This window comes from Haloactinopolyspora alba (assembly GCF_003014555.1).
Taxonomy (GTDB): Bacteria; Actinomycetota; Actinomycetes; order Jiangellales; family Jiangellaceae; genus Haloactinopolyspora; species Haloactinopolyspora alba.
The window spans coordinates 205,714-226,012 of the sequence record NZ_PYGE01000002.1 but is presented as its reverse complement, the minus strand read 5'-3'; the positions used below and the strand labels follow the sequence as shown (position 1 = coordinate 226,012).

Sequence of the window (20,299 nt, the reverse complement as noted above, 5' to 3'; positions counted from 1 at the left end):
CCACGCCCTGACGGAGTACGCAACCGGGGAAGGCGCCCGCGCCGAAGCCGCGGCGCCGGGCGCCTTCCCCGGTCCGGCTCAGCACTGGTTGGGTCGTCGCGCCAGCACGACCGCGCCGGTCATCAGCAGTGCGAGGGAGATCGCCAGCCACCCGGCGACGGACGAGCCGCCCGTGTCGGGAAGACCGGGGTCCGTCGGCGACGGCTCCGGCTCCGTCGGCTCCGGCTCCGTCGGCGACGGGGTCGGTTCCGTAGGTGTCGGCTCCGGTTCTGTCGGAGTCGGCTCGGGCTCCGTCGGTGTAGGCGTCGGCTCCGGTTCGGCAGGCGGGTCGACGAACGTCACCGTCGCCGGCGAGGTTCCGGTGTTCGTCGCCGTCACCGAGATCATCTCGCTGAACCGTGTCTCCGGCAGGAGGTAGCCGTCGGGCGCCTGCACCTCGAACCAGTAGTAATCACCGAAATCCAGGCCGTCCCTGGTGCAGGTGCCGTCGGCGCCGGTCGTGCACTCGCCCACCAACGTGTCGCCCTCTGGAGCATCCGGAGCACCGTTGCCGTCGTCGAGGTAAAGCTCGAACACGGCACCGGCCAGCGGCTCTTCGGAGTCTTCGGCGATCTTGCGCACGGTCAACTCGGCGAGCTGACGTGGATCCTCGAACGGTTCGCTCACCACCACGTCGGGTGTCTCCGCACTGATGACCACGTCGGTGCGAACCGGATCGACCGGAAGCTCGTAGCCTTCCGGAGCGACGGTCTCGGTGATCGTGTACGTCCCGGTCATCAGCTCCTCGACGAGGACCACACCGGCGGCCGTGTCCGCGTCGTTCTCCCCGTTGTCGACCACCGTCACCGACACGCCCGCATCGGCCCCGTCTCCCTCGGTGGCCTCGACGGTGAAGGTCGCGCAGCAGACCGGCTCACCGCTGCTCTCGTCCAGCTTCTGCCATGCCAGCGTGCCGAGACGATTCTCGAAGACGACCGTGGCCGAACCGAATTCGTCGAGCGTGACCTCCTGCGCCTCGTCGGTCCCGATGTAGCCCGGTGGTGGCGACGCCTCGGTGACGGTGTACTCGCCGGGCTCGGCCGGATCGATGCGGACGACACCGTCGGCCGGGTCGACGTCGTTCTCGTCGTTGTCGACGATGGTGAGCTCACCCGGGTCGTCGGCTTCCGGGATCGGATTCGGCGTGACACCGAACGTCGCACCGCCGACGAGGTTGCCGTCGACGTCTCTCTTCTCGATCACCAGGTCGCCGCAACGGCTGGGAACGTCGACCGTGCCGACGGCGTGGTCCTTCAGTTCGGCATTGGTCCCCTGGCCGGACTGCGAACGCAGGTTGAGCGCCTGGTAGCCGGTGAACACGCAGGCGTCGTCCGCGCCGAGCAACTCCGTGAGGTTGAAGCCGAGCTCCATGAACCGAGCTTCCTCGCGCGCGCCCTCGGTCGTGGTGATCTCGGAGTCGTTGGCCAGCCCGGCCCATGCGTCACCGCTGCCCCCCGGTGCCACCACCCAGTCCGACCCGTCCCAGACGTGCGCCGTCTCCACCGCGAAGTCCCCATTGCCCTGCACCGTCATGGTGAGCCGTAGATCGTTCACCGTTCGGTCGGGCACCGATACGCCGTGCTGATTCGTGGTGTTGGGGTGTTGATTGAGTTCCAGATACCACGTCGTGGTGCCGGTGGTCTGCGCCCTGTCGAAGGCGACGAAGGCGTACAGGTCACCGCCGACCACCCGGTCGTAGACGTAGATGTTGCCGATGTCGGCCTGTCCCGGCGCCGACTGCGAACCCTCGTTCTGCCAGGAGGACAGGTCGTCTTCTTTCGAACCCTGGCCGTAGACGGTGTCGTCGGCATTCCCGGTGGGATCCACCAGATGCGACACGTCCGTGGAAATCTCCGCGGATCCCCAGTCGACCGGGTCACCGTCCGGCCCGGTCGCGGTGGATGAATTGTCGAAACCTTCGTAGAAGTTTCCGTCGATCTCGAACCCGCCGATGACCGAGTTCCCATCGGTGTTGGCCTGCGCCGGGACCCCCACTCCGGTACCGGCGAACACCAGTACGGTCGCCGCTGCAATACCTGCGTGCCACCGGTACGCGTTCGAGTTGGACATACATGACCCCCATTGCTGATCCCGTCGATCGACGCACGGTTCCCCCATTTGTGCGGTTGAGATCAACGCGCCGGATCGCGCTCAGACTGCTCCTGACTCACCTGACCGTCAAGCACATCCGCGAATTTCGTTGACTTTTCCCATCCGGTGGGTGTGTCGACGTTGCTGCTCACCGGCAGACGCCGCGAGCTCGAACAACTCCCCATCCGTACGCCCGGAACGTGACCGTCCCCGCCGTCGCGGAGGCCGCGAGCGCACCGTTGTGCGTGCGGTCACCATCACGTCATCGAACACTCACGCGCCGGTAAGGTTGCCGCGGGTTGACGTCGGCGCGGAGACGCGCACTCGGCTCCCCGACGCCACCGAGCAACGCCCCGCCGCCCCGTGGAGAACCACACCGTGTCCGAGGCCGAACTACGCGCCGAGATCGACCACCACGACCGCGTCCGGGACGTCGTCGCGACGATGCGCGAATCGACCGTGGCGCGGCTCGAGAAGTTCGAGGCCGACTTCGTCGAGAGCAAGCAGAACCGGTTCGCCCACGACGGCGGGCCGGACCACAACATGGGCCAGGCGATGGCGAAGCGCGGTGAGGAACGCCTTCGCAAGCTCGCCGACCGGGACGTTCCGATGTTCTTCGGGCGGCTGTGGTTCGACTCGGGCGCGGACTACCACGTGGGCCGGCTGCACGTGGCTCACGAGAGCGACCGCTCACAACCACTGGTGGTGGACTGGCGCGCTCCGGTGGCCGAGCGCTTCTACCGGGCGTCGGTCCATGCACCGCAGGACGTCATCCGGCGCCGTCGGTTCGGCTTCAACGGCAGCACACTCACCGGCTTCGAGGACGAGGATCTTCGGCTGGGACAGGACGGCGGTTCCGACGCGCTGGCTGCCGAGATCGAGCGGCCGCGCACCGGACCGATGCGCGACATCGTCGCCACGATCCAGCCCGAACAGGACGAACTCATCCGGCGCGGACTGGACACGACCCTGTGTGTCCAGGGAGCGCCGGGCACCGGGAAGACGGCCGTCGGGCTGCACCGCGCGGCCTGGCTGCTCTACTCCTTCCCCGACCGGCTCACCCGCAGCGGCATGCTCGTCGTCGGCCCCAACGAGAACTTCCTCACCTACATCTCCGAGGTCCTGCCCGCGCTCGGCGAGCGTTCCGTCTGGCAGGTCACCGTTGACCAGCTCACCGGCGCCGCCGACGCGCCCGGCCGCGACCGCCCCGAGGTCTCCCTGGTCAAGCACGACGCACGGATGGCCGAGGCGTGCCGGCGGGCCGTCTGGAACCACCGGGGACACGTCGAGGACCGCCTGGTCGCGCTGCACGACGGCATCCGCATGGCGCTCAGCGTCGACTATCTCACCAATGCGATCGACAGGGTCGTGACCACGCGGCACACCTGGGAGGCCGGGCGCAAGGCTCTCGAGCAGGCCGTCATGCACGGCTTCGAGCGCCAGTTCGAGGAACGCACCCGGCGATCAGCGGACGGCCGGACGAGAGCCGCGATCAAACGCCACCCGTCCGTCAAGGAGTTCTTCGACACGGTCTGGCCACGGCTGACCGCCAAACAGGTGCTGCGCAAGCTCGGCACGGACGAGGCGTTCCGGGCCGAGATCTGCGCAGGGCTGCTCACGGCAGAGGAGACCGAACTTCTGCAGGCAGGCAAGCGGTCCGCCAAACCGTCCGCCGCGGACATCCTGCTGCTCGACGAGGTCCAGGCGCAGCTGCGGCCGATCGAGCCGGAGCAGACGTACGCGCACATCGTCGTCGACGAGGCGCAGGACCTGTCACCGATGCAGTGCCGCGCCGTCGCACGACGCAACGGCGCACGGTCGATGACCGTGCTCGGGGACCTCGCCCAGGGCACCACGCCGTGGGCCGCCGCGGATTGGCGCACCCAGATGGCCCATCTCGGTCACGATGACGCCGAGCACACGGAGCTGACCACGGGATACCGCGTCCCCGCTGCGATCATCGAGCTCGGCAACCGGGTACTACCCCACCTCGGCGTGTCCGTGTCTCCCGCACGCTCCATCCGGCCCGGCGGCACGGTCGACGTGATCGGATCCGACGACGTCGTCACCGCGACGGCCGACGCCGTCGAACGTGCGCTGCTCGACGAAGGGCTCGTCGGAGTCATCGCCCCCGACGACCTCGTGGACTCCGTCCGGGCCGTGCTTCCCGCGGGCGATCGCGTGGAACTCGTCGCGTCCGGCCTGGCCAAGGGTCTGGAGTACGACCACGTCGTGCTGGTCGAACCCGCCGACGTCGTGCTGGCGACCGACGAGGGCCTGGCCCGCCCCGACGTGGGACTGCGGCACCTGTACGTCGCGCTGACCCGAGCGGTCTCGCGGCTGACCATCGTGCACGCCCGGCCGCTGCCGGCCGAACTCGACGACGCGAACGCCGTCGCGCCGGCGGTGGCGTCGCGGCACTGAGCCCTCCGGCCGACGGTCCGCATCGAACGGTTCGGCCGGCTCGTGGTGCGGTCAGTTGCGGAACGCGGTCCGGTATGTCGTCGGGCTCACCCCTGTGACACGGGAGAAGTGACGGCGCAGCGTGCCGGCGGTCCCCATCCCGCAGCGGGACGCGATCTGCTCGATGGACGCGTCGGTGCGTTCGAGTAGCTCTTGCGCTCGGACGATCCGCTGTTGCTGCAGCCACGCGAGCGGCGCGGCACCGACCTCCGCGCGCATCCGGCGTGCGAGTTGCCGCGTGCTGAGCGCCGCCCGGTCGGCCAGTTCCCGGATCGTGATCGGCCGGTCCAGGTGCCCCCGAGCCCACTCCAGGGCCGCGCCGAGGCCGTCGGTCACCTGCGGATCGTGCGGAGGATCGATGAACTGCGCCTGACCGCCCGGGCGGTGCGCCGGGACGACCAGGCGACGGGCGAGCCCGTTCGCCGCGGAGGCACCGTGGTCGCGGTGGACCAGATGGAGGCAGAGGTCGAGAGCGGCCGTCTTGCCCGCCGAGGTGAGCACCGGCCCGTCGTCGACGTAGAGGACGTCGGGGCGGACGTCGACGCGCGGGTATCGCGTCGCGAGCACGTCCGCGTGCATCCAGTGCGTCGTCGCGGCGCGTCCGTCCAACAGTCCCGCGGCCGCGACGACGAAGGCTCCGGTGCACAGCGCGGCGATGCGGGCGCCCGCGTGGTGCGCCCGCCGCAGTGCAGCCAGCAGATCGGCCCTCGGCTCCTGGTCGAGGTCGCTCGCCGACGGCACGACGACGAGGTCCGCGTCGGCCAGCGCGGCGAAGCTCCGGGTCGGCACGTCGGGCAGCCATCTGGCCGGCGCTCCGTCCGCCGTGCACACCGCGAAGCGGTACCAGTCGCCGGTACGTGACAGGTCCGATCGGTCGACACCGAAGATCTCCGCCGCGATGGCGGTCTCGTACAGCATCGAACTCTCGTGGACTGCCAGAGCGACCGAGTGCATGTCCGAAACTGTACGCACCCTGTCGGATCAGACACTCGTCCACGCCCCCTCGAGTTGATGGGATGGCGGCGTGAATGAAGACGTACTCGTGTACGGCGCCTACGGACACACCGGGCGGTTCGTGGTGGCCGAGCTGCTGCGACGTGGCTTCTCGCCGGTGTTGTCCGGCCGAGACCCGGCGGCTCTGAAGGACCTGGGGTCGCAGCACCCCGGCCTCGATGTACGGCCGGCGGCCGTCGACGACGACCGGGCGTTGGACGCCGCGATGCGGGGTGTCGCGGCGGTCGTCAACTGCGCCGGCCCGTTCCTCGACACCGCCGTCCCGGTCGCGAAGACCGCGATAGAGGCCGGGGCGCACTATCTCGACATCAGCGCGGAGCAGGCAGCAGCCCAGCAGATCTACGACTCCCATGACAGGCGCGCGCAGCACGCAGGCGTCGCGGCGGTGCCGGCCATGGCCTTCTACGGTGGCCTCGCCGACCTCCTGGCAACCGCGGCGGCCGCCGATTGGGACGCCATGGACGAGATCGTCGTCGCGATCGGTATCGACAGGTGGTGGCCGACGATCGGCACGCGGAACACCGGTCGACGCAACACCGCGACCCGCCTCGTCGTCGAGGGCGGGCAACTCGTCCCGGCACCCACGACCGCGCCGGTCCGCGACTGGGAGTTCCCCGAGCCGTTGGGGCGGCGAACCGTGATCGGCGCACCGTTCACCGAGGTCATCAGCGTGGCTCGGCACCTGAACGTATCGTCCGTCCGCACCTACCTGGCCAGTGACGCGCTGGACGACATCCACGATTCCGGCACACCCGCACCTCAGGCCATCGACGAGACCGGTCGCTCCGCCCAGCGGTTCGTCGTCGACGTGACCGTATGCCGGGGACGTGCCCAGCGCCGCATCTCGGCAGGAGGACGAGACATCTACGCCGTCACCGCGCCCCTCGTCGTCGAGGCCGTGCAGCGGCTGCTGGACGGACGGGCGGTGATCCGGGGCGCTGCCGCACCGGGCGAGACCTTCGACGCACGCGACTTCCTGGAGGCGCTCACCCCGGATCACCTCACCCTGTCGACACGAGATGTCGACGTCGAATGCGCACGGACCGGATAGCCAGAGGTGTGGTCACTCTCGAGTGCGCAACTCACACCCCAGCTGTCGATGGTGAACTTCATGGTCGAGTCGGTTCGTCGTTGATGGCAGCAACCTCGACGTCCTCGGTTGAGCAGACGAATGTCCCTATCCCAGGAAAGGACACCACCGCTTCCGACGATCCCGGCCCGTCGAAATCAAGGAACACGCCGATTGTCCCCGGGAGCACGTCCTCGGACAGCTCTGTGTACGGGACGCCGATCCACCGGACGGCCGTGCCGTGAGCGATGTTCGCAGGCAGAGTCATCAGGTCAACGTCATCATGACGCCGCGCCATGCAGCACCCGCACAGAGCCTGCTGGACTTCTCCTGGCGGCGGCACGGTTGCAGTACCGCGGGACCACCCAAGACGAGTCCGGAGTTCTCGCCGCCGCGACGACGAAGGCTCCGGTGCGAGGGTGTCGTGTCTGCTCCATCCGGTCCGGTCGGGCGTGCGGACCGTGTCGACGTCCGATGGCTCGCGCAGAGCCGTCTCGCCGAGCTCGGTGCCGGGATGCCGCGGCGCTCGGTCGCTGAGGCAGGAAGCTCGAGGCTCGGGTCGTACCTCGGTGCCGGCTGGGTTCGACGTCCGATCGACCGGATCGTCTCAAGATTTCACAGGCCGTTGTGCCCGTACGCTGCAGCTACAAGCAACGCGGGGGTGCCTTGTCCGGCTGCTGGTGCGGTGACAGCGTTCTCGCTGTCACCGCACCAGCGAGCTGACACTGAGCCTCGATCCGTGGACCAGCTGCACGGTGATCTTCGCGCGGGATTGTTGATCTTGACGGGTATTGGCTGTGGTCGGGCGTGGCTGGTCTGCCCAGCATTTCCACTGTGGCCTCCGGTCGGTGCCGCGTGCGGCTGGTGGTCGATCCTCAGGCGGCGGTGAGTGGCCCAGTGGCGGAGGGGCGAACACGTGGCGAATGAGCGCGCTCCACTGCTCGCCCCATGGCCAGTGCGCGGGGTAGATGCAGCACGACGCGGCGTTGTGGTCGGGCCAGGCGGGGCGGGGACGGTGACGAGGCGTCGGCGCAGGGTGACGCCGCGCGCGCCGGCTGTCGGGGCTGGTCAGGGATTCCGGCGGCGCGCAGCAGGTTGTGCGTGATCGCCGCGCAGGTGGCCCAGGCGCTGTTCGCGGCGAACCGGCCGGACGGAAGGTGGCCAGGGGCCCGTCGATGAGGTCGGCGAACACGGTCCGGAAATGATCGCGTGGCGGCGGCGCGCGAAGGCGTCTTTGATGCGCAGCGCCCGGCCAGTCACGGTACGACATACATGTGAGCGCTCGACATGCAAAAATCCGACGGATATTCGCGACTTCGAGCCGACATTCGTCGCTGATTTGTATGTCGAGCGCACGCGCGCCTGACCTCAGGACAGTGCCGGTTCGGCCGCTCGGGACGTGCGCGTCGTGGTGCGGCGGAACTCGCTCGGGTTGACACCCCGGACCCGCTTGAACGCCGCACTGAACCCGAACGGGTCGGAGTAGCCCACCGTATGGGCGACGTCCGCGACGGTCGTGGCCTCGTGCTCGACGAGCCGGTCCGCCGCGAGCGTCATGCGCCAGCGGGTGAGGTAGGTCAGCGGCGGCTCCCCGACCAGCTCGGTGAACCGCTTGGCCAACGTCGAACGCGACACCTGGGTGAGCTCGGCCAGCGCGGCGACCGTCCACGGTGCCGCCGGGTCGGCGTGCAACAGGCGCAGCGCGTCGCCGACCACCGGATCCCGCTGGGCAGCCCACCAGGCAGGAGGTGCGCCGTCGGGCCGGTCGAACCATTCACGCAGCGTGCAGACCAGCATCCAGTCCAGCAGCCGGTCGAGGACCACCTGCTGGCCCGGGGTGTCGACGGCGACCTCGGCGGCGAGGTGCTCCAGCACGGCGTCGGCCGTGCTGCCGGCGTCCACGCGCAGCACGACGGGCAGCGCGTCCAGCAGCCGGCGGCTGATCTCGCCGCGCACCGGGTAGGCGCCGGTGACCAGGGTCGTCGCCCCGGAAACGGCCTCGCCGGCACCAGTGCCCCCGGAGAGGTCGTTCCAGCCGCGCCGGTACCTCGTCCCACCCTCTTCCGGTGCCGCGCAGTGCTCTCCGCACGCGACCGGCTCGGCCGGGGTCTCGAGTTCGTCGACGAAGGTGAACGTCGCGGGACCGCGGACGACGATCGTCTCGCCGGCCCGGAGCGGCTCGGGTGGACGGTGCTCCGGCACGATCCAGCCCGCTCCGGTGAGGACGGTGCACAGGGTCAGCGGAGCCCCGTCCACGAAGTGCAGCGCCCAGGGCGGGGACAGGGTCGAGCTGCCGAACAACGATCCGTGGGCTCGCACCCCTCGGATCAGGTCACTGAAGACGTCCACCTCCGCGAGGATAGACGATGACACAGGTGATCCGGCTTCTTACCTATGGCTCCGTCCAAGTCGGCCGTGTTCAATCGATGTCATGAACAACGTCACCAGCAGCAGACTGACCGCCGAGGACCTCGAGTTCCTCGGACGCCCCTTGCACGGGTTCCTGTCCGTGGCCGCCGGGCCGCTGCCGCCTCAGCCGCGGCCGGTGTGGTTCGAGGCCACCACCGAGGGCACGATCCAACTGTTCACCGCTTCGGACACGCTCAAGGTGCGGCGCCTGACGCGCGACCCCCGCGCCTCGATCGTCGTCGCCGCGCCGGTGGGGGAACGCGAGCGCTGGGTGGCGGTCGCCGGGCACACCACCGTGGAGCCCGACGGCGCATACGACCTGTGCACACGCCTCGCCCCGCGCTACTGGGACCTCGACGACCATGCCCGCGCCGACGACCTCGCCGAGATCATGGCCACTGACCTGGTCCGTCTCGTCATCCACCCGGAGACCGTCAGTCGCTACGCGATCTGACCGCCGCGCAGACCCGTCACACTGTGCCCTTGCGCTAAGTATCGCAGCCGGAGATACTTAGCCTCGTGGCACAGCATTTGGCAGGGCTCGACGGAGTGTTCCTCGCTCTCGCGGACCCCACGAGGCGCGCCGTGATCCACCGCCTCGGGCACGGGCCGGCGAGCGTCGGCGACCTGGCGCGCGACGCCACGATGACCCTTCCCTCGTTCATGAAGCACGTGCGGATGCTCGAGGAGAACGAGCTGATCCGCACGACGAAGTCCGGCCGCGTGCGTACCTGCGAACTCAACCGCGAACGGCTCGCGGTCGTCGAGGACTGGCTCACCGAGCAGCGCCGCCTCTGGGAAGGCCGCACCGACCGGCTCGAGCGGTTCGTCACCGAAACGGAGAGGAACACGAGATGAACCCCGATCTGGACCTCAGCATCGAACGCGTCATCCGGGCGCCCCGCAGGGCCGTCTGGGACGCGTGGACCGAGCCGGCCAGTCTGTCCCAGTGGTGGGTCCCCGCCCCGACGCTGTGCCGCGTCGACCGGTTGGAGGTCCGCCCCGGTGGCGCGTTCGTCACCAGGATGAGCGACGACGGCGTCACGTTCGGCCCGCACCTCGATGCGTGCTTCCTGCTGGTGGACGAGCTCGAGCGCCTCGTGTTCACCAACACCGTGGACAGCCAGTGGCGTCCGGCGAACCCCGACCCCGTCGCGATGACCGCGGAGATCACGCTGCGCGAGCACGCCGACAGCACCGACTACCGGATCGTCGTGCGGCACGGAGATCCGGCCGCGAGGAAACGCCATGCCGAACTGGGCTTCACGCAGGGCTGGGGCACCGTCGCGGACCAGCTCAGCCGGTTCGTGGAGAACGCGGCATGAAGATCACCATGACGCAGTTCCTGACCCTCGACGGGGTGAGTCAGGGACCGGGCTCGCGAACGGAGGACACCAGCGACGGCTTCAGCCGTGGCGGCTGGCTGGTGCCCTACATCGACGAGCTGTTCGTCCAGCGCACGTCGGAGTGGCTCGACCTCGCCGACGGCCTGCTGCTCGGGCGCCGGACGTACGAGGCGTTCGCACGCGACTGGCCCCGCATCACCGACCCCCGCGATCCCTTCACCGGGCGGATGAACTCGCTGCCGAAGTACGTCGTCGTGGCGCCGGTCCTGATCGGGGCGGGGCGGCAGTTGCTCACCCACCCGAACGCGGCGACGGGCTTGCGGCTCGTTCGGCACGAGGCCACGGCGCCGGGCCTGCTGCTGCTCGAATATCACGCCACGGGCGCGGCCCGCACCGACGACTACCACGGCGTCGCGGATCTGCGGCCGCAGCCACAACCCTGATCACGCGAGCATGAACGCGAGTTTCGATGCACTGTGTAGTGCATTATGATGCACTCATGGAGGCGGACACGGACACGCTGGCTGCGCTGATCGGCGCACGCGTCCGGCACGAGCGGACTTCTGTGGGCTGGACGCTGGACCAACTCGCCGAGCACGCGGGCGTGAGCCGCCGGATGGTCGTGAACGTCGAACAGGGAGCGACGAATCCGAGCATCGGCACCCTGCTGCGTCTCGGCGACGCCCTGGGGGTCGGCCTGCCCGCCCTGGTCGAACCTCCTGCGCACGATCGCGCAAGTGTCACCCGTACCGGCGAAGGCGCGGTGCTGTGGCGCGGCGCATCCGGCGGCCGCGGAGTGCTCGTCGCCGGCACCGAACCGCCGGACGTGGTCGAGCTCTGGACATGGACCCTTGCGCCCGGGGAGCACCACGCGAGCGAAGCTCACTCCGCCGGCACGAAAGAACTCCTGCACGTCATCGAAGGCACCCTCACCGTCACGGTGGCTGACGACACGTTCACGCTCGGTCCCGACGACGCCCTGACCTTCGCCGGAGACGAGCCCCATTCCTATGCGAACCCCGGCGAGGAGCCGGCCCGGTTTTCGCTGACCGTCCACGAGCCCGGGGTCGGTGCCGGGCACCGAACAGGGAACACGCATGCCTGACCCGTCGCAGACCCGATTTCTGGCTTCCGCGCGCGTCGCCCCGGAGGTGTTCGCGCTGCGCCCCGACTACCGGGTACTGCTGATGGCCGCCGACGGCATCGAACCCGGCCCCAGCGCTCCCGACGACGAGAAGCTCATGGTCGCCGCCGAGGATGCGGCAGCGCAGACCCTCGCTGACCGTCCGTTCACCGAGGTTCCGCACGTTGCCGCGTGGCGCGAGGCGTACCGCGCGTTCGGCGCGAAGCCGCAGCGGACCCGCAACAGCCTCGAGGCGCTCATGCGGCGTGCGGCGACGGGACTGCCGCGGGTGAACCGGCTCACCGATGCCTACAACGCGATCTCGGTGCTGCATCAGGTGCCGTTGGGCGGTGAGGACCTGGCCTGCTACCAGGGAGCACCGCAGCTGATCCGCGCGACCGGTGCGGAGCCGTTCGACACCATCGCCGACGGTGCGCCGGTCGTCGAGAATCCGGATCCCGGCGAGGTGGTGTGGTGCGACGACGCCGGCGTGACGTGCCGCCGCTGGAACTGGCGGCAGGGCCGGCGCACCGCACTCACCGACACGACGACCTCGGCGGTGTTCATCCTCGACGCTCTCGACCCGATGAGCGACGACGCGCTGCGAGCAGCCGCCGACGGTCTGGCGAAAGAACTCGAGCGGCTCGGCAGCAACGTGACGGTGGCGTCGCGGGTGATCTCGGCGGCATGAACCGTCAGGGCGCGGGCGACGTCCCGCCGCCGTGGCTCGGCGCGGTCGCGGCGATGAGCGCCGGATCGTCAGTTCGCTGATTCGACGGTGACCGTTGCTGACACTGCGGTGGCGATCGTGATGTCGGCCGCCCCCGGTTGCGCATCGTCGGGAATCGTCACCGACAGTTCGACGACGCCGTCAGCGTCGGCGTCCACAGTGTCCAGGACAGACTCCGCGGAGCCCTGTCGCCACACGACACGCAGATCCGTGTCCGGGACCCGCTCGCCGGGTGTCACGCCCGGAGTGTTCCAGCCAGGAGGGAGACACTGTTCCCACATCCCCTTGGCGGACACGCCGATCGACTCGCCCGCGACAACGGTGGCGTCGGACACGTCGGTCATGGGCTTGGCGCACGAAGCGCTGATGTCAGTGGTCTCGTCGCCGTTGTTCTGCGCCTGAACACGCTGTTCGCCACGATCGCTCGGCTGATCCTCTGATCCACAGGCCGTGAGGCCACCGAGCACCACGATCGCGACGGCGGGTACAGCTCGGTGCTTTCGCCACATGAGCACGGACCTCTCCTCTGCGATGGAGTCGTCGATGCGGCTCGGTGTCGCATGGATCCGACGTCCACCGCACCCGTCCGGTTCCGCCTCGCCTTGGAGCGATATAGGGATTCCCTATGGCGGCTGCTGACATTTCGTCTTTGCCATTCGTTCTGCTGCGGACGTAGCGTCAAATTGCTCGGCGAGGTGCTCACCGCGATTTCTCCAGAATATTCGCGCTGGTGCGCACGTGAATTCTTTCCTCCGTCGAGCGGACGAACTCGCAAACGAGAGGACCATGGCATGACCACGTTCGAGAACGGCTCGGGAACGCAAGAACTCAAGGGAAAGCGGGCCCTGGTCACGGGCGGTTCACGCGGAATCGGAGCAGCCGTCGTACGCCAGCTCCTGGACGCCGGCGCCGACGTGCTCACGACCGCCAGGTCAGCGACGAGCACCGTGCCGGAAGGGGCCACCTTCGTGGAGGCCGACGTCCGGACCAAGGCCGGAGCGCAGGCTCTCGCCACGGCCGCACAGGACATGCTCGGCGGGGTGGACATCCTGGTCCACAACGCGGGCGGGGCGCGCCCGCACGAAGGCGTCGCGGCCATCCCGGACGAGGAGTGGCAGGACGCGCTGGACCTGAACTTCCTGGCGTCGGTGCGGCTGGACGTGCAGCTGGTGCCGGGGATGCGGGAACGCGGTGACGGGGCGATCGTGCATGTCTCGTCGGCCGCCGTGCTCACCCCGGTAGGACAGTTCCTGCACTACACCACGGCGAAGGCGGCACTGGACAACTACAGCCGGGGAATGGCCATGGAGCTGGCCACGGCCGGTATCCGTGTCAACACCGTCACTCCCGGCAGGGTCGCCACCCCCGGCGGCGAAACGACGCGGGAACAGTGGGCGGAGGTGACCGCACGCATGGGTGCGGCGCCGGCGGAGACCAACGCCAGCGACACGCCGCCGCTGGGGCGCGATGGTCAGCCCGACGACATCGCCCACGCGGTGCTGTTCTTCGTGTCCGAGAGGGCCGGCTGGCTGACCGGGCGCAATCTCATCGTGGACGGCGGCGAATTCCCGATGGATTGACGCCGACGGTTTTCCGAAACGCCACACACCGGCGACAAGCATTCATCGACTTCGCGCCGGGACACATCACCGAGTTTTCGAGAAAGACCGAGGGAATCCGGCATGGGTGAGTACAGCGACAAGAACGTGGTGATCACCGGCGGCGGCAGCGGCATGGGGTTCGCGCTGGCGCAGCTACTGGTGGACGGCGGAGCCCGCGTGGTGATCACCGGTCGTTCACAGCACACGCTCGACGCCGCGCGGGAGCGGCTCGGCGAGAACGCGATCGCGGTCCGGGGCGACGTGGCCTCACTGTCCGACCTGGACGATCTGGCCGACCGGGTGAAAGGTGAGCTCGGCACCATCGAGGCGCTGTTCGTCAACGCCGGCATCGCACGCACCACGCCCTTCGAGTCGACGACCGAGCAGGTGTACGACGAGCTGTTCGCGATCAACGTCAAGGGCGCCTACTTCACCGTGCAGAAGCTCGCCCCGCTGCTGAGCACGGGCGCCGGCGTCGTCCTCACCACCTCGAGCGCCAACGCCGTCGGCATGCTGGACACCAGCGTCTACGCGGCCGGCAAAGCCGCACTGCGCTCGATGGCGCGCAGCCTCTCCCGCGAGCTGCTTGCCCGCGAGGTCCGGGTGAACGCGGTCAGCCCCGGGCCGATCGACACCGGGATTCTGGAGAACACGATGACCGCGGAGGCCGCCGCGCAGTTCAAGGCGCAGGTGGTCGCGGACAATCCGATGCAGCGTTTCGGCACCCTCGGCGAGTTCGCCCGGGCGGCCGTCTTCCTCGCCTTCGGCGCCACGTACACCACCGGCGCCGAACTCGCTCTGGACGGCGGCGTCACCCAGCTCTGAGCTCGTCCCACCCGTTCCGCCATGGGCTCCTCAGCCCGGCAACGACCGACCACGAGGATTCATCATGCCCGTTCAGGGATCATCCGCCGTCGTCCTACGCGCGCACCGCACGGATCTCGCCCAGCCGCCCAGCTCGCTGCTGGAGGTGGTCGAGCAGCCTCCACAGGAGCCGGCTGCCGGCCAGGTGCGGGTGCGGAACCTGTTCCAGCAGGTGATCGCGGCCAACGGCGACCTGATGTTCGAGACCAGCCAGATCCCGGTTCCCGTCTTCCGGGTCGGCGAACCGCTCTACGGCACCGCGATCGGCAGGGTCGTCGAGTCACGCGCCGACGACCTGCCGGTGGGCACCGTCGTGCTGCACATGTCGGGCTGGCGCGAGGAGAGCATCCTCGGGCCGGGTGAGGCGTTCCCCGTGCCCGACGGCGTCTTCCCCGGCCCCGAGTACCTGCTCAACCAGGGCGTTCCCGCCTACCACGGCATCGTCGACGTCGCCGCCGTCGGCGCGGGGGACGTCGTCCTCGTCAGCGGAGCCGCTGGCGGCGTCGGGTCGATGGCCGCGCAGATCGCCAAGGCACGTGGTGCTTCGGTCATCGGCATCGCCGGCGGGCCGGAGAAGGCCCGTTACCTCGTCGACGAGCTCGGCCTCGACGCCGCCATCGACCACCACGACGACGACCTCGACGACCGTCTCGCCGAGCTCGCGCCCGACGGCATCACCGCCTTCTTCGACACCATCGGCGGTCCGCAGTTCGAGGCGGCGCTGCGGCACGCGGCGTCCGGCGCCCGCTTCGCGCTGGCCGGCGCCCTCGCCGGACAGGTGGGCGGCGGCGACGGCGGGCACCCACGACTCGACATCATGACCGCGCTCGCCCACGAGGTGCGGATCCTCCCGTTCAGCACCAGGCACACCCCGGACCAGATCCAGGCCTGGAACACCCACTACGCCCAGTGGTACGCCGAAGGCCGGATCAGGTTCGCGCACACGCTCCTCGAAGGCACGCTCCAGCGCGCCGTCACCGCCCAGGACGAGCTCCTCGCCGGCGTGCACCGCGGCAACGTCGTCGTGCGGCTCGCCGAGTAGACGAGTCCCTGCCACCGGCGTCGCCGTGCGGCCGGGTGAACAGCATCGCCGCGATCAGGTCGTTTCGAGGCTGTCCGCTCCCAACGCGTCGAGGAAGGCCAACGCCTCGGCGTCCGAGGAGGCCACGGGAGCGCTGTAGAGCACGAGATGCTGGTCACGGTCGGCGGGGTAACGGGCGAGAGCGGCGCGCAGTTCCATGACGACTTCCTGGCGGAACTCGGTGGCGTCGGTGATCCCGTACAGCGGCTCGTCGGCGGGCGACGAGCGCAGGAAGGCGCGGCGGGCGAGGTTGCGGTCCGCGGGGTCGCGCTCGGCGAAGTTCTCCATGAGCGCCACGGCCAGGTCGTTCCAGGCGAGCACGTCGAACGCGGCCGACATCACGAATCCGGCGGTCCGTGGGAGCCGTTCCAGGAGCGCGAGGATGCTGGGGCGCACGTCCCTGCGATGCAGGTCGGTGCGGTTCGGTGCGGTGCCGGCGAGAAGGTGCAGGTAGTGGGATTCGGGGTCGGTGAGCCGCAACGCCGCCGCGAGTCCGGCGAGCACTTCGGCCGACGGACGCGGCGCCCGGGCCTGCTCGAGGCGCACGTAGTACTCGGTGGAGATGTGCGCGAGGACCGCGACCTCTTCCCGCCGCATCCCCGGAGTGCGCCGCCGTCGTGCTCGCCGCCCGCAGCACCGATGCCCTCGGCCACATCGTGACCGGCATCCGTGTCGCAGGTGGTACCGCCGACGCCGTGACCGTCGACCTCGCCGACGGCAACAGCATTCACGCCGCCCTGGACCATCTCCAGGAGCGACACGGACGGCTCGACGGCGCGTTCAACAACGGCGCGGCCATCCAGCGGCAGCCCGGCCCGATCGACACCACGAGCGACGAGGACATCGACGAGCAGTTCGCGGTGAACTTCCGAGCGCATTGGACCGCCATGACCGCTGAGGCCGAGCTCATGCGAGCCAACGGCGGAGGGGCGATCGTCAACACCTCCAGCATCGGCAGCCGCCGGGCGAACCCCGGCCTGCCCGCGTACGGCGCCATGAAACGCGCGCTCAACAGCCTCACCGAGACGGCCGCGGTGACCTGGGCGCCGGAAGGCATCCGCGTCAACGGCATCACCCCCGGCGGAACCGCGACGGAGATGATCCTGGCTTGGGACAAGGCCAGCCCCGGCATCATCGAAGCGAACAACGCCGCCACCCCGATGGGCCGGATGGCCGAGCCCCGCGAGGTCGCCGAGGCCGCCGCGTGGCTGCTCAGCGAGCGCGCCTCGATGGTGACCGGTGCGATGGTCCCCGTCGACGGCGGAGCCGGCGCATGACCGGCCGTCAGGACACCAGCGCCAACGAACCGGGCTCGGACCAGGTCTCCTGGCGCAGGACGTCGAGCAGGGCCGCTCCCGCCGGGCCCGCATCGTGCCGGAGCACGGCGATGACGGGCTGCGACACTATCGGGGACACCGGGCGGACGAGGTGCTCGTAACCGTCGGGCACCGCGGAGGCCGGAACGAGCGTCACCCCGAGGCCGTGGGCGGCCCAGCGCACGGCCGTCGCCGTCTGGGAAACGCGGGCTGCTGTCGTCGGTGTCAGCTCGTTGTCCCGCAGCACACCCTGCAGGACGCCGTCGAGCGCGCTGTCGCGGTCGAACCTCACCCACGGCTCCCCCGCCAGATCGCGCAGCTCGACCCGGTCCGCGGCGAGCAGCCGGTGCCCGGGGCCCAGCGCGACGACGAACTCCTCGTCGCCGAGGCGGTGCGCGTCGGCAGGGCTCTGCTCGCACGCCGCCATCAGGGCGAGGTCCAGCACGCCCCGCCGGCACAGCCGATCCAGCTCAGCCGAGCTCGGCTCCTCGAAGACGGTGACCTCCAGCCGCGGGAAGCGGCGACGCAGCGTACCCAGCGCGCCCGGCAACTGCCCCGTGCCGAAGCCCATCTGCGCCGCGACCACCACCTCACCGACCAGCTCGTCGGCGCCGGCCCGCGCCGCCGCCCGCGCCCGCCGCGACGCACTCACCGCGGCCTCGGCCTCCCGCAGGAACGCGCGGCCGACCGCGGTGGGCACCAGCCCGGTGGGCGTGCGATCGAACAGGCTCACGCCGAGCTCCCGCTCCAGGCCGCGGATCTGCTGCGACATCGACGGTTGAGCGACGTGCAGAAGCTCCGCCGCCGCGGTCACCGAGCCCGCTTCGGCGACGGCCAGGGCATACTCGTACTGCCGAAGGCTCATCGGCTCTCGTCCCCTCACTGGGTGGACCGCGGTCCCCATGTGTTGTCGTCCCTGACGTAACACGCGCGACAACACGCGAGACGGCGTGCTTAGTCCACACACGTCACCGCCACACCCGGGGCCGGCGCCGTCTTCGGGCCCGCTACTTCGATGTCACCGCCGCCGGCGGTTTGGTCTCGTGTGCCCGACCGGAGCCTCTCGACGGTGACCGACACAGGGATTCCCTATGTCGGCTGCTGACATTTCACCTTTGCCATTCATTCTTCTGCGGACGTAGCGTCAAATAGCCCGGCGAGGCGCGCACCGCGACTCTCGAAAAGCCCACACGCGTCAGGATCGCCCAGGCGCGTAAGGATCGCCCAGGCGCGTAAGGATCGCCCAGGCGCGTAAGGATCGCACACGGCAGCGGACGGACCACCCTCACCATCGGTGCGAGAGCATCGGCCGGGCCGGCGCGCGGGGCGACGCGGGGTGACCCTGCCTGCTACTTCGATTCGACGGCCTGCTGGATGAGGAATGGTTCAGCGCAGGCGAATTGGCCACCTCACGAGCACCGTGGACGCACACGGAAAGGGAACCATAATTACGGCTATACCTGAATCACATTATGTTCATTGACCTCATTACCCTTGCCTCCGTATGATCATCCGCAATCATCGAGCCGCGCACCCTGGCCGCGCGTCCTGGGTGCGCCAAAGACGCCGGAGTGACATGCGACCCTTCAGCACCGGAAATCGGCCGAATGTCGTGTTGATCTGCGTCGACCAATGGCGAGGCGACTGCCTGTCTGCCGCCGGGCACCCGGTCGTGCGCACTCCCTATCTCGACGCGCTGGCATCGGAGGGTGCAAACTTCACGCGGGCCTACTCGGCCACACCATCGTGCGTGCCAGCGCGCATGGCCCTGATGACCGGGCTGACTCAACGGTCCCACCGCCGGGTCGGCTACAGCGACGGGCACGCCTTCGACGTTGCAACCACCCTTCCAGGCGAGTTCCGGCGACACGGCTACCACACCCAGGCGATCGGCAAGATGCACGTGCATCCGCCCCGCACTCGGGTCGGATTCGACGACGTCATCCTGCATGACGGGTACCTTCACTTCACACGCGAACGCGAAACGACGGCCGAACTGTACGACGACTACCTGCCGTGGCTTCGCGATCAGCCGGGTCAGGCCAGGCGGGCCGACTACGCAGAACACGGGCTCAACCCCAACTCGATCGTCGCCCGGCCATGGAGCCGGGAGGAACGGCTGCATCCGACGAACTGGGTCGCCGAGCAGGCCATCGACTGGCTTTATCGACGTGACCCGACAGCCCCGTTCTTCCTCTACCTGTCCTTTCACCGCCCGCATCCGCCCTACGACCCTCCGGCCTGGGCGTTCGACCAGTACGCCGACCACGACTACGAGCCGCCGGTGGGAGACTGGTGGGAGACGTTCACCGACTGGCGGCGTGACCATGACCCGGCGGCACAATGCGCGGTCTACGACGGGCTCAGCGCCAAGCGGGCGCGTGCCGGCTACTACGGGCACATGAGCCACATCGACCAACAGATCAACAGGTTTCTGACCGCATTGGCCGAGTTCGAGCTGCGAGACGACACGTACCTGATGTTCGTCTCCGACCACGGCGAACTCATGGGCGACCACAACCTGTATCGGAAGAGCCTGCCGTACGAAGGCTCCAGCCGGATCCCGTTCATCCTGTCCGGCCCCGCCGACGCACAGTTGCACGCCGGCGCGACGCCGCACCAGATCGTCGAATTGCGAGACGTCATGCCCACACTTCTCGACTGCGCCGATCTCCCGATCCCGGACACGGTCGAAGGACACAGCGTGCTTCCGCTCGCACGCGGCGAGAACCCTGGCTGGCGCTCTCACCTCCATGGCGAAGACATTCCAATCGCTGCCGACGTGGGGTCAGCGCAATGGATCACCACCGATCAGTACAAGTACGTCTGGATGTCCCGTCAAGGCATCGAACAGCTCTTCGACCTGCACCACGACCCGACCGAACTGCACGACCTCGCGGCCGATCCCACATATGCGGATGCCCTCCGCCAGTGTCGTGACCTACTGGTGCAAGGACTGGCAGGCCGCGAGGAAGGCTACGTCCAGAACGGCCGGCTCGTCGCCGGCCAGCGCCCGGTCACGCTGCTCAGCAAAACATGACGAACGTCAGGGCCCCGATGGGCTCGAGTGTTGCAACGGGAGAGTAGGTGGACTCGGAGGTTCCTTCCGATGATCTGCTACCGGACGTCGACGAGATGCTCGAACCGTTCGCG

At 69.2% G+C, this 20,299-nt stretch carries 18 protein-coding genes and 3 pseudogenes; 13 read left to right on the top strand and 8 right to left on the bottom strand.

Going from position 1 to position 20,299, the window contains the following annotated elements; genetic code table 11:
* Positions 1-78: 78 nt before the first annotated feature.
* On the bottom strand, positions 79-2,109 hold the full coding sequence (locus tag CLV30_RS03705; protein WP_106535830.1) for an MSCRAMM family protein: 2,031 nt from the start codon (positions 2,107-2,109) through the stop codon (positions 79-81).
* Between the two features lie 399 nt (positions 2,110-2,508).
* On the opposite strand from CLV30_RS03705, the gene CLV30_RS03700 reads away from it, so the two are divergent.
* Positions 2,509-4,554, top strand: coding sequence for a HelD family protein (locus tag CLV30_RS03700; RefSeq protein WP_129710841.1), 2,046 nt, complete (start codon positions 2,509-2,511; stop codon positions 4,552-4,554).
* A gap of 51 nt (positions 4,555-4,605) precedes the next feature.
* Here the strand turns inward: CLV30_RS03700 and CLV30_RS03695 are convergent, their stop codons facing one another.
* Positions 4,606-5,547 carry a GlxA family transcriptional regulator gene (locus tag CLV30_RS03695; protein WP_106535828.1) on the bottom strand — a complete coding sequence of 314 codons (942 nt, stop codon included), beginning with the start codon at positions 5,545-5,547 and terminating at the stop codon, positions 4,606-4,608.
* A 70-nt stretch (positions 5,548-5,617) separates the two neighbouring features.
* On the opposite strand from CLV30_RS03695, the gene CLV30_RS03690 reads away from it, so the two are divergent.
* On the top strand, positions 5,618-6,658 hold the full coding sequence (locus CLV30_RS03690) for a saccharopine dehydrogenase family protein (RefSeq protein ID WP_106535827.1): 1,041 nt from the start codon (positions 5,618-5,620) through the stop codon (positions 6,656-6,658).
* Positions 6,659-6,716: 58 nt separating this feature from the next.
* Here the strand turns inward: CLV30_RS03690 and CLV30_RS03685 are convergent, their stop codons facing one another.
* From CLV30_RS03685 to CLV30_RS03675, 3 genes and pseudogenes are all read right to left on the bottom strand, one after another.
* Positions 6,717-6,944: a hypothetical protein gene (locus CLV30_RS03685; RefSeq protein WP_106535826.1), complete on the bottom strand. Its 228-nt coding sequence runs from the start codon at positions 6,942-6,944 to the stop codon at positions 6,717-6,719.
* A 612-nt stretch (positions 6,945-7,556) separates the two neighbouring features.
* Positions 7,557-7,894, bottom strand: a pseudogene (locus CLV30_RS03680) (IS1380 family transposase); the annotation flags it as partial.
* 150 nt (positions 7,895-8,044) lie between these two features.
* Positions 8,045-9,025: an AraC family transcriptional regulator gene (locus tag CLV30_RS03675; protein ID WP_106535825.1), complete on the bottom strand. Its 981-nt coding sequence runs from the start codon at positions 9,023-9,025 to the stop codon at positions 8,045-8,047.
* Between the two features lie 82 nt (positions 9,026-9,107).
* Here CLV30_RS03675 and CLV30_RS03670 point away from each other — a divergent pair, with 82 nt between their 5' ends.
* From CLV30_RS03670 to CLV30_RS03645, 6 genes are all read left to right on the top strand, one after another.
* Positions 9,108-9,539 carry a pyridoxamine 5'-phosphate oxidase family protein gene (locus CLV30_RS03670; RefSeq protein ID WP_106535824.1) on the top strand — a complete coding sequence of 144 codons (432 nt, stop codon included), beginning with the start codon at positions 9,108-9,110 and terminating at the stop codon, positions 9,537-9,539.
* Positions 9,540-9,604: 65 nt separating this feature from the next.
* Positions 9,605-9,943, top strand: coding sequence for an ArsR/SmtB family transcription factor (locus CLV30_RS03665; protein ID WP_106535823.1), 339 nt, complete (start codon positions 9,605-9,607; stop codon positions 9,941-9,943).
* Entirely contained in the window at positions 9,940-10,410 is a 471-nt protein-coding gene (locus tag CLV30_RS03660) for an SRPBCC domain-containing protein (RefSeq protein ID WP_106535822.1), read from the top strand. The genes CLV30_RS03665 and CLV30_RS03660 overlap by 4 nt, the downstream gene beginning before the upstream one ends.
* Complete coding sequence (locus CLV30_RS03655; RefSeq protein WP_106535821.1) at positions 10,407-10,874, top strand: dihydrofolate reductase family protein; 468 nt, start codon at positions 10,407-10,409, stop codon at positions 10,872-10,874. The genes CLV30_RS03660 and CLV30_RS03655 overlap by 4 nt, the downstream gene beginning before the upstream one ends.
* Before the next feature lie 56 nt (positions 10,875-10,930).
* Positions 10,931-11,536, top strand: coding sequence for a helix-turn-helix domain-containing protein (locus CLV30_RS03650; RefSeq protein ID WP_106535820.1), 606 nt, complete (start codon positions 10,931-10,933; stop codon positions 11,534-11,536).
* A complete protein-coding gene (locus CLV30_RS03645) occupies positions 11,529-12,245 on the top strand; it encodes a B3/B4 domain-containing protein (protein ID WP_106536056.1) in 717 nt (238 codons plus the stop codon). Before CLV30_RS03650 ends, CLV30_RS03645 begins: the two co-directional genes overlap by 8 nt.
* Positions 12,246-12,313: 68 nt before the next feature.
* Here the strand turns inward: CLV30_RS03645 and CLV30_RS03640 are convergent, their stop codons facing one another.
* The gene (locus CLV30_RS03640) at positions 12,314-12,799 is read right to left on the bottom strand and encodes a hypothetical protein (RefSeq protein WP_129710842.1); all 486 of its coding nucleotides are present in this window, start codon (positions 12,797-12,799) and stop codon (positions 12,314-12,316) included.
* Between the two features lie 276 nt (positions 12,800-13,075).
* Here CLV30_RS03640 and CLV30_RS03635 point away from each other — a divergent pair, with 276 nt between their 5' ends.
* The 3 genes from CLV30_RS03635 to CLV30_RS27485 all read left to right on the top strand — a co-directional run bounded on the left by CLV30_RS03635 (position 13,076) and on the right by CLV30_RS27485 (position 15,791).
* Entirely contained in the window at positions 13,076-13,864 is a 789-nt protein-coding gene (locus CLV30_RS03635; protein ID WP_106535818.1) for an oxidoreductase, read from the top strand.
* A gap of 102 nt (positions 13,865-13,966) precedes the next feature.
* Positions 13,967-14,710, top strand: a complete 744-nt coding sequence (locus CLV30_RS03630; protein ID WP_106535817.1) for an SDR family oxidoreductase — start codon at positions 13,967-13,969, stop codon at positions 14,708-14,710.
* A gap of 64 nt (positions 14,711-14,774) precedes the next feature.
* Positions 14,775-15,791: an MDR family NADP-dependent oxidoreductase gene (locus CLV30_RS27485; RefSeq protein WP_106535816.1), complete on the top strand. Its 1,017-nt coding sequence runs from the start codon at positions 14,775-14,777 to the stop codon at positions 15,789-15,791.
* A gap of 54 nt (positions 15,792-15,845) precedes the next feature.
* Here the strand turns inward: CLV30_RS27485 and CLV30_RS03620 are convergent.
* Positions 15,846-16,445: pseudogene (locus CLV30_RS03620) on the bottom strand (MmyB family transcriptional regulator); the annotation flags it as partial.
* Between CLV30_RS03620 and CLV30_RS03615 the strand changes: the two are divergent.
* Positions 16,433-17,107 (top strand): annotated as a pseudogene (locus tag CLV30_RS03615) (SDR family NAD(P)-dependent oxidoreductase); the annotation flags it as partial. The pseudogenes CLV30_RS03620 and CLV30_RS03615 sit on opposite strands and share 13 nt — an antisense overlap.
* A gap of 7 nt (positions 17,108-17,114) precedes the next feature.
* On the opposite strand, the gene CLV30_RS03610 reads toward CLV30_RS03615, so the two are convergent.
* The gene (locus CLV30_RS03610) at positions 17,115-18,011 is read right to left on the bottom strand and encodes a LysR family transcriptional regulator (RefSeq protein WP_106535813.1); all 897 of its coding nucleotides are present in this window, start codon (positions 18,009-18,011) and stop codon (positions 17,115-17,117) included.
* 639 nt (positions 18,012-18,650) lie between these two features.
* On the opposite strand from CLV30_RS03610, the gene CLV30_RS03605 reads away from it, so the two are divergent.
* Positions 18,651-20,186, top strand: a complete 1,536-nt coding sequence (locus CLV30_RS03605) for an arylsulfatase (RefSeq protein ID WP_211300007.1) — start codon at positions 18,651-18,653, stop codon at positions 20,184-20,186.
* Positions 20,187-20,299: the final 113 nt, after the last annotated feature.

What these genes read in the sequence shown, in the direction of transcription:
- CLV30_RS03705 (WP_106535830.1), bottom strand. Translation starts at nt 2,109, where the DNA reads ATGTCCAACTCGAACGCGTACCGGTGGCACGCAGGTATTGCAGCGGCG.
- CLV30_RS03695 (WP_106535828.1), bottom strand. Translation starts at nt 5,547, where the DNA reads ATGCACTCGGTCGCTCTGGCAGTCCACGAGAGTTCGATGCTGTACGAG.
- CLV30_RS03685 (WP_106535826.1), bottom strand. Translation starts at nt 6,944, where the DNA reads ATGACTCTGCCTGCGAACATCGCTCACGGCACGGCCGTCCGGTGGATC.
- CLV30_RS03670 (WP_106535824.1), top strand. Translation starts at nt 9,108, where the DNA reads ATGAACAACGTCACCAGCAGCAGACTGACCGCCGAGGACCTCGAGTTC.
- CLV30_RS03660 (WP_106535822.1), top strand. Translation starts at nt 9,940, where the DNA reads ATGAACCCCGATCTGGACCTCAGCATCGAACGCGTCATCCGGGCGCCC.
- CLV30_RS03655 (WP_106535821.1), top strand. Translation starts at nt 10,407, where the DNA reads ATGAAGATCACCATGACGCAGTTCCTGACCCTCGACGGGGTGAGTCAG.
- CLV30_RS03650 (WP_106535820.1), top strand. Translation starts at nt 10,931, where the DNA reads ATGGAGGCGGACACGGACACGCTGGCTGCGCTGATCGGCGCACGCGTC.
- CLV30_RS03645 (WP_106536056.1), top strand. Translation starts at nt 11,529, where the DNA reads ATGCCTGACCCGTCGCAGACCCGATTTCTGGCTTCCGCGCGCGTCGCC.
- CLV30_RS03635 (WP_106535818.1), top strand. Translation starts at nt 13,076, where the DNA reads ATGACCACGTTCGAGAACGGCTCGGGAACGCAAGAACTCAAGGGAAAG.
- CLV30_RS03630 (WP_106535817.1), top strand. Translation starts at nt 13,967, where the DNA reads ATGGGTGAGTACAGCGACAAGAACGTGGTGATCACCGGCGGCGGCAGC.
- CLV30_RS27485 (WP_106535816.1), top strand. Translation starts at nt 14,775, where the DNA reads ATGCCCGTTCAGGGATCATCCGCCGTCGTCCTACGCGCGCACCGCACG.
- CLV30_RS03610 (WP_106535813.1), bottom strand. Translation starts at nt 18,011, where the DNA reads ATGAGCCTTCGGCAGTACGAGTATGCCCTGGCCGTCGCCGAAGCGGGC.
- CLV30_RS03605 (WP_211300007.1), top strand. Translation starts at nt 18,651, where the DNA reads ATGATCATCCGCAATCATCGAGCCGCGCACCCTGGCCGCGCGTCCTGG.